Annotated in this window: 8 protein-coding genes and 1 pseudogene; 3 read left to right on the forward strand and 6 right to left on the reverse strand. The window is 72.4% G+C overall.

Annotation, left to right across the window (positions count from 1 at the left end):
- The 5 genes and pseudogenes from FV230_RS30955 to mdcA all read right to left on the reverse strand — a co-directional run.
- Window positions 1–148, reverse strand: a pseudogene (locus FV230_RS30955) (phosphoribosyl-dephospho-CoA transferase); the annotation flags it as partial.
- Entirely contained in the window at window positions 145–858 is a 714-nt protein-coding gene (mdcE, locus tag FV230_RS22785; protein ID WP_147844026.1) for a biotin-independent malonate decarboxylase subunit gamma, read from the reverse strand. The pseudogene FV230_RS30955 and the gene mdcE, both read right to left, overlap by 4 nt.
- Complete coding sequence (locus tag FV230_RS22790; RefSeq protein WP_147726514.1) at window positions 845–1741, reverse strand: biotin-independent malonate decarboxylase subunit beta; 897 nt, start codon at window positions 1739–1741, stop codon at window positions 845–847. Before FV230_RS22790 ends, mdcE begins: the two co-directional genes overlap by 14 nt.
- Complete coding sequence (gene mdcC / locus FV230_RS22795) at window positions 1738–2052, reverse strand: malonate decarboxylase acyl carrier protein (protein WP_147726513.1); 315 nt, start codon at window positions 2050–2052, stop codon at window positions 1738–1740. The genes FV230_RS22790 and mdcC overlap by 4 nt, the downstream gene beginning before the upstream one ends.
- A 114-nt stretch (window positions 2053–2166) precedes the next feature.
- Window positions 2167–3813, reverse strand: coding sequence for a malonate decarboxylase subunit alpha (mdcA, locus tag FV230_RS22800; protein ID WP_147844027.1), 1647 nt, complete (start codon window positions 3811–3813; stop codon window positions 2167–2169).
- Between the two features lie 257 nt (window positions 3814–4070).
- Between mdcA and madL the strand changes: the two genes are divergently transcribed.
- Genes madL through FV230_RS22815 form a run of 3 tightly spaced genes read left to right on the forward strand, consistent with a single transcriptional unit; the run spans window position 4071 to window position 6000 of the window.
- Entirely contained in the window at window positions 4071–4529 is a 459-nt protein-coding gene (gene madL / locus FV230_RS22805; protein ID WP_147844028.1) for a malonate transporter subunit MadL, read from the forward strand.
- 5 nt (window positions 4530–4534) lie between these two features.
- A complete protein-coding gene (madM, locus tag FV230_RS22810; RefSeq protein ID WP_147726535.1) occupies window positions 4535–5299 on the forward strand; it encodes a malonate transporter subunit MadM in 765 nt (254 codons plus the stop codon).
- Window positions 5300–5325: 26 nt separating this feature from the next.
- The gene (locus FV230_RS22815) at window positions 5326–6000 is read left to right on the forward strand and encodes a GntR family transcriptional regulator (RefSeq protein ID WP_147844029.1); all 675 of its coding nucleotides are present in this window, start codon (window positions 5326–5328) and stop codon (window positions 5998–6000) included.
- A gap of 33 nt (window positions 6001–6033) precedes the next feature.
- Here the strand turns inward: FV230_RS22815 and FV230_RS22820 are convergent.
- The coding region (locus tag FV230_RS22820) for a hypothetical protein (RefSeq protein ID WP_210248652.1) at window positions 6034–6286 on the reverse strand (253 nt) is incomplete at its 5' end.

The following is a 6286-nucleotide window of genomic DNA, read 5'->3' on the forward strand; positions in this document are numbered from 1 at the left end:
GATGACGGCGCCGCACGATCACCGGCCAGCCGTTGGCGGCCCAGGCCGCGACATGCGGCACGCCGTCGAGGTCGGAGCGCCCGGCGAGCAGCCGGTCCCAGGCCTCGGGCGCCACCACGAACAGGTCGTGGCGGCGAAGCGTCGTCACGCGCGCGCCGCGTCGACCACCCGCGCGGCGATGTCGTGGGCGACGGGACGACCGCCGCGTTCCTTGCCGAGGGCGTCGCGAGCGTCGTGCGAGGGCGGCTCGCCGATCAGGGCCGCGATCTGCGGCCCGAGGGGCTTGGCGGGATCGAGCACCGCCTGCACCGCGCCGGCCTGGACCATGTTGTCGAGGCCGGGCGCGAAGACGGGGGTGGATTTCGCCATCGCCTCGAGCTTCTCCAGCGGCAGCTTGGTGACGCGGGCGACGGAGGGCAGGTCCATCACGCTCGGGTTGGCCCCGGGCAGCGCCACCAAAACCCGGGTGGCGAGGGCGGTGGCGATGAAGGCGCCGGCGGCCGAGTGGCCGTAGATCAGGCCGATCGTCGGGTGGCCCTGCGCATCCGCCAGCAGCAGCGCCTTAGCGAGGTGGGCCAGGCACTCGTTCAGCCCCAGAAGCTCGTCGCGCCGGCTCATGCGCTGGCTGTCGGAATCGACGAGCACGAGGATCGGCGTGGCGCCGCCGGCCCGCACCGTCCCCAGCACGGCGGCCGAAAGGGCCAGCGCGCCCTCGATCCCGAGCGGCGTGTCGCCGTCGACGCCGACCACCGCGAGGTCGCGGCCGTCCAGCGGCCCGCGGCCGGTGATCAGACCGTCGGCGACGGCGACCGCGTGGCCGTCGGGGAAGAGCGAGGCCAGGATCTCAGCGAGCGTCATGTGTCGTCCCCTCGAGCCCGGCGACGAGGCCGTCGAAGTCGGCCGCCGACAGGGCCGGCACGCCGGCCGGGTCGTTGACGCCGAGGCGCGCCCAGATCTCGGTGGCGTCGCGGCAATCGCCGAAGCGCGCGATGCGGTCTTCGAGCCGCGCCTGCTCCGCTTCGAGCGTCGCGAGGTCGAAGGCCGGCGCCCGGCCGATCAGGTCGAGGGCGGCGGCGCGAAACGCCTCCACGGTGTCGTCGCAGAACCGGTCGGCGCCGCCGGCGAGGCGCCGGTGCTTGCCGCCCATGGTGCGCCAGACCAGGGCGCGGTCCTTCGAGTCGAATTCCTCGGCGCCCTTGTTGGTCTCGATCACCTCCGGGCCGGAGACCGAGATGCGCCCGCCCTCCGAGACCGCGAGGCGCGAGCAGGTTCCGGCGATCAGGCCGCCGCCGCCGAAGCAGCCGGCGCGGCCGCCGACGAGCCCGACCACCGGGATGCCGGCGCGGCGCAGATCGGCGATGGCGCGCATGGTCTCGGCGATGGCGGTCTCGCCCGCATTGGCCTCCTGCAGGCGGACGCCGCCGGTGTCGAACAGGATCAGCACGGCCTCCGGCGTCTCGGTGACCGCGGCGCGTAAAAGCCCGACGAGCTTGGCGCCGTGCACCTCGCCGAAGGCGCCGCCCATGAAGCGGCCCTCCTGGGCGGCGAGGTAGACCGTGCGGCCGTCGAGCCTGCCCCGGCCGACGACGATGCCGTCGTCGAAGGCGCGGGGCAGGTCGAACAGCGGCAGGTGGGGGCTCATCGCCCGCTGCTCCGGGCCGACGAACTCTTCGAAGCTCTCCGCGTCGACGAGCGCGGCGACGCGCTGCCGGGCGCTGGCCTCGTACCAGCTCAAGCTCATCGGCCGGTCTCCATCAGGCGCGCGCCCTGGAGCAGGCGCAGCGACACGGTGTCGGGCCGGGCGCCCCCGTCGTTGATCGCGATGCGCAGGCCGCCGGGCTGGGCCCGCGCCACGAAGTCGGCCGCCACCGCCTCCCAGACGTCGCCGTAGCCGACCACCGGCGTCGCGATCTCGATGGTGCATTGGTCCGGCGGCAGCACACGCTCCAGCAGCACCTCGAGGTTGCCGGACGCGACGACGCCGGTGATCGCCTGCGGCTTGGTGCCGGCGAGCGGTCCTTTCGTGGTGTGGCGGAAGGTCATCGTTTCCATGTGACATCGTCCTCCTGCGCCCAATGCCATCCGGCGGGATCGCGGGTCCCCTCTCCCGAACGCGAGAGGGGGTCGCGTGCCGCGTCCCGCGCCTGCTCTGTCAGCCCGATCATCTCACCAGTTCCGGAACCGGGCCGGCGGCTCGTACAGGCCGCCCGACCAGTGCACGAGGTCCTTGATCGACTTCGCCGCGAGCAGGCTGCGGTCGGCGTCGAGCGGCTCGATCCCGAGATCCTCCGGGCGGCGGACGATGCCCCGGGCGCGCAGGCGCTCGACCTTGGCCTTGTCGCGGCCGCGCCCGACCTCGGTGTAGCCGGCCACGCCGCGGATCGCCTGCTCGCGCTCGTCCGCGTTGCGGCAGAGCAGGAGGTTGGCGATGCCCTCCTCGGTGACGATGTGGGTGACGTCGTCGGCGTAGACCATCACCGGCGCGAGCTCGAGGCCGATCGTCCGGGCGAGCTCGAGGGCGTCGAGGTGCTCGACGAAGGCCGGCACGAGCTTGTCGCCGAAGGTCTCGACGAGCTGCACCACGAGCTTGCGCCCGCGCATCAGCGCCGGGTCGCCGGTCTGCTGCGCCTCGCGCCCGGCCTTCATCCAGGTGTCGGACGGGTGGCGGCGGCCGTGCGGGTCCGAGCCCATGTTCGGCGCGCCGCCGAAGCCCGCGACGCGGTTCGTCGTCACGGTCGAGGAGTGGCCCATGAGGTCGATCTGCAGGGTCGAGCCGATGAACAGGTCGCAGGCGTAGAGCCCCGCTGTCTGGCAGAAGGCGCGGTTCGAGCGCAGCGAGCCGTCGGCGCCGGTGAAGAAGATGTCCGGCCGCGCGGCGATGTAGCGGTCCATGCCGACTTCCGAGCCGAAGCAGTGCACCTGCTCGACCCAGCCCGCCTCGATCGCCGGGATCAGCGTCGGGTGCGGGTTCAGGGCCCAGTTGGTGGCGATCCGGCCCTTCAGCCCGAGCCGCTCGCCATAGGTCGGCAGCAGCAGCTCGATCGCCGCGGTGCCGAAGCCGATGCCGTGGTTGAGCCGGCGGATGCCGTACTCGGCGTAGATCCCCTTGATGGCCATCATCGCCATCAGGATCTGCGTCTCGGTGACGGCGGCCGGGTCGCGGGTGAACAGCGGCTCGACGTAGAACGGCGTGTCGGCCTCGACCACGAAGTCGATCCGGTCGCCGGGGATGTCGACCCGCGGCACCGTCTCGACGATCTGGTTCACCTGCGCGATCACCACGCCGTTCTTGAACGCGGTGGCCTCGACCACCGTCGGCGTGTCCTCGGTGTTGGGGCCGGTATAGAGGTTGCCGGCCCGGTCGGCCGAGACGCCGGCGATCAGCGCGACGTTCGGCGTGAGGTCGATGAAGTAGCGCGCGAACAGCTCGAGGTAAGTGTGCACCGCCCCGAGCTCGATCTGCCCGCCGTAGAGCATCTTGGCGATGCGGGCGCCCTGCGGGCCGGAATACGAGTAGTCGAGGCGCTTGGCGATGCCGGTCTCGAACACGTCGAGATGCTCCGGCAGCACGATGCCGGACTGGACCATGTGCAGGCCGTGCACCTTGTCCGGGTCGCAGGCGCTCAGCCCGCGCGCCAGGCAGTCGGCCTGCTTCTGGTTGTCGCCTTCGAGGCAGACCCGGTCGCCCGGGCGCAGGACGGCTTCGAGCAGGTCGACCACGTCGGCGGCCGCGACGACCTTGCCGTCGGCGTGGGCGCGGCCGGCCGCGATCCGCGCTTTCCGCGCCGTCCTCTGCCTGCGCCAGTCCGTCATCCCGATCCCCAAACCGTCGATCCGCCCGCACGCTGTCGGCATGCGATCGCGGATTAGACACAGCAATTTGTATGCGAATGATCCGTTCGATCACATGATCGTATACCAGCTTGCCGATCTGTCAATATTTTGCATACTCAGTGGCAACGAAGACGAATCACGAAATCGGGACGGATACGCCGGATGCCCCGTGCCATCGCGCCTCCTCAACCATCGCCCGGCCCGATCGGGAGTGCCCCGCACGGGAGGCTGCGGCCATGATCATCGCCGGCGTCGCGCTGCTCGCCGCCTGCACGCTGATCGGCGTGTATCTCGGCGATCTCCTCGGGATCGCACTCGGCGTGAAGGCCAATGTCGGCGGGGTCGGCATCGCCATGATCCTGCTGATCGTCGCCCGCGTCTGGCTGATGCGCCACGGCCGCCTGAGCAAGAACGTCAAGTTCGGCGTCGAGTTCTGGGGCGGCATGTACATTCCCATCGTCGTCGCGATGGCCGCCCAGCAGAACGTCGTCGCCGCGGTGAGCGGCGGCCCGATCGTGATCATCGCCGCCTTCGGCTCCCTGGCGATCTGCTTCGCCGCGGTGGCGCTGCTCAGCCGCATCGGCGGCCGCGACCCGGGCGGTCCGGAAGTCGAGCACGGCGGCGCCGTCATCGGCGGCGAACCCGAGGCAGCGCGGGCCGACGCCGCGGCGATCCCGGCGGGGCGGACGCGATGAGCGGCCTGTGGCACGGCCTCGAGCACGTCTTCGTCGAGCAGAGCCTGGTTGCGGCCTTCGCCGTCGTCGGGGCGCTGATCCTGGTCTCGAACGTCGCCGCGCGGCGGCTCACCAACGGGCGGGTGCACGGCTCGGCCATCGCCATCGTGCTCGGCCTGGTGCTCGCCTATTTCGGCGGCGTGCTCACCGGCGGCAAGAAGGGCCTGGCCGACATCCCGGCGCTGGCCGGGATCGGGCTGATGGGCGGGGCCATGCTGCGCGATTTTGCCATCGTCGCCACCGCCTTCGAGGTCGACGTGATCGAGGCGCGCCGGGCCGGCCTCGTCGGCGTGCTGGCGCTGGCGCTCGGCACGCTGCTGCCCTTCCTCGTCGGCACGCTGACCGCGGTCGCCTTCGGCTACCACGACGCGGTCTCGATCACGACGATCGGCGCGGGCGCGATCACCTACATCGTCGGCCCGGTCACCGGCGCGGCGCTCGGCGCCGACTCGACGGTGATGGCGCTCTCGATCGCCACCGGCGTGACCAAGGCGGTGGGCGTGATGGTCGGCACGCCCCTCGTCGCCAAGCTGATCGGCCTCGACAACCCGCGCTCGGCCATGGCCTATGGCGGGCTGATGGGCACGGTCAGCGGGGTGGCCGGCGGCCTGGCCGCCACCGATCCCAAGCTCGTGCCCTACGGCGCGCTGACCGCGACCTTCCACACCGGCATCGGCTGCCTCGTCGGCCCGTCGGTGCTGTTCCTGACGGTGCGGGCGATCGTCGGCTGAGCCCGGCTTCGCGGGGCGGGAGAGCCATGGACGCGGGCCACGAGACCGAGGAGCGGGCGCTGATCTCCGATCGCATCCGCGACGCGCTCACGGATGCGATCGCGGCGGGCGAGCTCGCCGCCGGCACGACCCTGGACGAGCAGACGCTGGCCGACCGCTTCGGCGCCTCGCGCACCCCCGTGCGGGAGGCCCTGCGCCAGCTCGCCTTCGGCGGCCTCGTGGAGCAGCGCCCGCGCCGCGGCATGGTCGTCGCCCGGATGACGCCCGAGCGGATCATGGACATGTTCGAGGCCACCGCCGAGATCGAGGCTTTGTGCGTGCGGCTCGCCACCCACCGCATGCGCCCGCTCGAGCTCAGCGCCCTGATGGAGCTGCACCGGCGCTCGGGCGCGGCGGTCGAGGGCGGCGACCTCGACGCCTACGACGGCCTGAACCGCCAGTTCCACGAGGGGCTCTACGCGGCCACCCACAACGGGTTCCTGGCCGAGCAGGCGCTGGCGATCCGCACCCGGCTCTCGGCCTTCCGCCGCACGCAGCTGCGCCAGGGCGACCGCATCCGCCGCTCCCACGCCGAGCACGGCGCGATCCTGGCCGCGATCGCCGAGGGCGACGGCGAGGCGGCGGCACGGCGCATGCGGGCGCACATGCTCAACGCGGCCGGGGCGCTCGGGCGCTACATCGCCGAGCATCACGCCGACTGATCCTCCCGGAGCGCAAAGGCGCGCCCGCCCGGCTCAGCCGGGCGGCGGCCCGTCGATCATCCGGCGGAGGTGGTCCAGAAGCTCCCGACGCTGCCCGGGCTGATCGAGGGTGGCCCACAGGCGCAGCAGGGTGAGGCTCTCGGCGATCCGATCCCCTTCGTCGAGCGTGGCGAAGAACGCCGTCGTCGGAATACCGAGCGCCGCCGCCAGCTCGTCGAGCACCGAGTTGCGCGGGCGCGCCGTCCCCTCGTCCGTCGCCACGTCGTCCCCCCTCGCTGCCCCGTTC

The organism is Methylobacterium sp. WL6 (genome assembly GCF_008040095.1).
Classification (GTDB): domain Bacteria; phylum Pseudomonadota; class Alphaproteobacteria; order Rhizobiales; family Beijerinckiaceae; genus Methylobacterium.